The 2,593-nt window shown below is 55.1% G+C and carries 3 protein-coding genes; all 3 read right to left on the reverse strand.

What is annotated here, in order from left to right:
• Positions 1-123: 123 nt before the first annotated feature.
• On the reverse strand, positions 124-1,590 hold the full coding sequence (locus NB063_RS32080; RefSeq protein ID WP_250933928.1) for a sulfatase-like hydrolase/transferase: 1,467 nt from the start codon (positions 1,588-1,590) through the stop codon (positions 124-126).
• Between the two features lie 177 nt (positions 1,591-1,767).
• A complete protein-coding gene (locus NB063_RS32085) occupies positions 1,768-1,956 on the reverse strand; it encodes a hypothetical protein (RefSeq protein WP_250933929.1) in 189 nt (62 codons plus the stop codon).
• Positions 1,949-2,410, reverse strand: coding sequence for a hypothetical protein (locus NB063_RS32090; protein ID WP_250933930.1), 462 nt, complete (start codon positions 2,408-2,410; stop codon positions 1,949-1,951). Before NB063_RS32090 ends, NB063_RS32085 begins: the two co-directional genes overlap by 8 nt.
• Between the last annotated feature and the right edge of the window lie 183 nt (positions 2,411-2,593).

Here is a 2,593-nt window from a genome sequence, read left to right on the forward strand (position 1 = left end):
AGGAGCCTAAGCGACGCAGTTCCGGCACGACTGAGCAAGTGCATGCCGGAACTCGCAAAGCCTCGGTCCGGCCTACAGTTCGCGGCAGTTTCGCCAGATGATTCCTGTCTACCTGCATAGTGGCTAGGACGCGGACGATTTCTTCGACTTCTTTTTGTTGTTGTTTTCTTTGGCGTCCGTCTCCAATAACGGGTCGTCCATTTCCTTGCTCAAGGCAGTCAGTGCGGTACGCATGTCCGCCAGGATGCTCGCATACTCCGGGTTACCTGCGAGGTCGTTCATTTCGAGCGGGTCTTTCTTCAGATTGAACAGGCGTTCGACATTGGCAGTGGGGTAAGAAAGGAACTTCCAGTCGCCTTTTGTGATCATTCGTTGCCGGTTCATGTAGGCACCATAGATCGTCTCGTAGTGTTCGTCGCTCTCTCCACGCAGCAGTGGCAACAGGCTTTTGAACTCGACACCATCGGTTGATGCGTCAGCCAAATTCAACGATGTGGCCATGACGTCTTGCAGGTAAATCGGTACATCGATCTGTGCGCCCGCTTTCACGCCCGGCCCCACGACCAAGAACGGCACCCGCACGCTGTGGTCATACATGTTCTGCTTCCCGCTCAGTCCGTGACGACCCACCGCCAGTCCGTGGTCGGCCGTGAAGACGATGTAGGTGTTATCCGCTTTGCCGGATGCTTTCAACGCATCGAGAATGCGGCCAATCTGGTCATCCATATGAGTGATCAGCGCGAAGTATTCTTGGCGGTTTACCTTCACCGCATATTCCGTGCGCGGGTAAGGCATCAGCTTTTCATCACGCAATCCGAGACCGCAGATCTTATCGGCGTACGGATACTGAGGCAGGAAGTTCTCGGGCAGCTTGATCCGCTCGAGTGGATAGCGGTCGATGTATTCCTTCGGAGACTGACGCGGATCGTGTGCGGCATTGAACGCCAAGTACATGAAAAACGGTTGCTCGTCCTTCGTTGCAGTGTCCAGATACTCCACGCCGTCGTCGGCAACGACTTCACTCCAGTGCTTTCCGCCCTCCCAGAAACCACCGTATTTTTGATCCCAAGGTTTCCATCCGGTGGCATAATCTTCGGGGCTGCGTGGTCGGTTGTAGCCTTGTGGGGTCTGTTGGGGCATGCCTGCGCGGACATTCTTGACGACATGGAAAAGGCCGTCCGGATTTGCACCTGGGACGTGCCATTTTCCCGAAAAGTATGTCTGATAACCCGCCGACTGCATGCGTTGCGACCACATGCGATTCTGGCTGACATGTGGTTGGACGCTGGCTTGCGCGTTCCAGACAAAACGGCCGGTGTTAAGCATGCTGCGACTGGCGGTGCAGACTGCCCCACCCCAGGCACCCATGTTGTAGGCATGGGTGAAGCTCGTTCCGGACTTGGCGAGTTGGTCGAGGTTCGGTGTGTCGATATCCAATATGCCAGCGGCCCCAATGGTCTCGTAGCTCATGTCATCGGCGAAGATGAAGAGGATATTGGGGCGGGCAGCTTCGGCGTTCGCACGCGGCATGCAAAGTCCGCTCACGCCAACGAGCATCAGCATGGCCAGTAGACAGATTCTGTTGTTCATATTGTTCTCGCTTGGTGTTAGCTGCACAGCATCAAATCCGATGGGTTCCAGCGTAATGGGTGGCGTCTATGAGCATATTAGCCGCATCAGCATTCGCCAAGGGTTTCATCGTGAAAACCGCCGCGATTGCCGTTCGGCGATTTCCGTGTTGCCTGCTCGTTTCCGCTCGGACGCTATTTAAATAAGAGTCACTTTCATTCGCTGTGCCTCCTCAAGGACCAGTCCGTCGCCCTCAAAGCGGACGGCAGTGCGGCCAGCCTCTTCCTTAAAGTCGGCGTCGATCGAATTGCCGTTGATTTCGACATTGACCTGACTGACGGCGGACTGCATTGCATTCCAGCGTGAATGCCGCAATCTGCTAGGCATGATCCGGCTCACGACGGTAGTTGCTCTTAAAGATGTCCCAGTGCCAGAGTTTACCGTCGCCACCGAGATAAAGTTGACCACAACCGCTGCCGCCGATGGGCATCCCGACGTATTTGAGTTGTTCGCCCTCAAATGTTTCCGGTTCTCCACGCCGCGTCAACGAAGCCAGCCACTCTGCCGACAACTTCTTGTCAGCGGGGACCAGATGATTCGCGAAATCCTCTTTGGTGAATGGCCCGGCCATGGCGGGAGATCCTGCCAACGCTAAGCCAGCGGTTCCGAACGCCCCCAGTCTCAGGAATCCTCTGCGTGAACGGTCAGCATCACTGGAGTCGCAATGGCAGTCGCCCAAATCATGATCCATGAATGTGCCGTTGTCTTGTTCGGGGGAACTGTTTTGTACTGAGTCACGATCATGAGCTGGGTGACCGTCGCGTACTGGGGAATTTCTCATGGCGATGACCTCGAAGGCTCACTTTTTCTTCAAGTTGATGTTGATCCAGTTGGTCAGTTTTGTCTTAAGTATCGCCGCCCGCTCATTGGCCAGTCAATCAATGCTCGGGGGTCATGTATTCGTCGCGACATAGCAGCGAAGTTCGCTGTAAGCAGCTATGCATGAATCATCTGGCGAAACTGC

Source organism: Aporhodopirellula aestuarii (assembly GCF_023701485.1).
Taxonomy (GTDB): domain Bacteria; phylum Planctomycetota; class Planctomycetia; order Pirellulales; family Pirellulaceae; genus Rhodopirellula; species Rhodopirellula aestuarii.

Excerpts from the sequence above, each read along its gene's own strand:
- NB063_RS32080 (WP_250933928.1), bottom strand. The coding sequence starts at position 1,590 with ATGAACAACAGAATCTGTCTACTGGCCATGCTGATGCTCGTTGGCGTG.
- NB063_RS32085 (WP_250933929.1), bottom strand. The coding sequence starts at position 1,956 with ATGCCTAGCAGATTGCGGCATTCACGCTGGAATGCAATGCAGTCCGCC.
- NB063_RS32090 (WP_250933930.1), bottom strand. The coding sequence starts at position 2,410 with ATGAGAAATTCCCCAGTACGCGACGGTCACCCAGCTCATGATCGTGAC.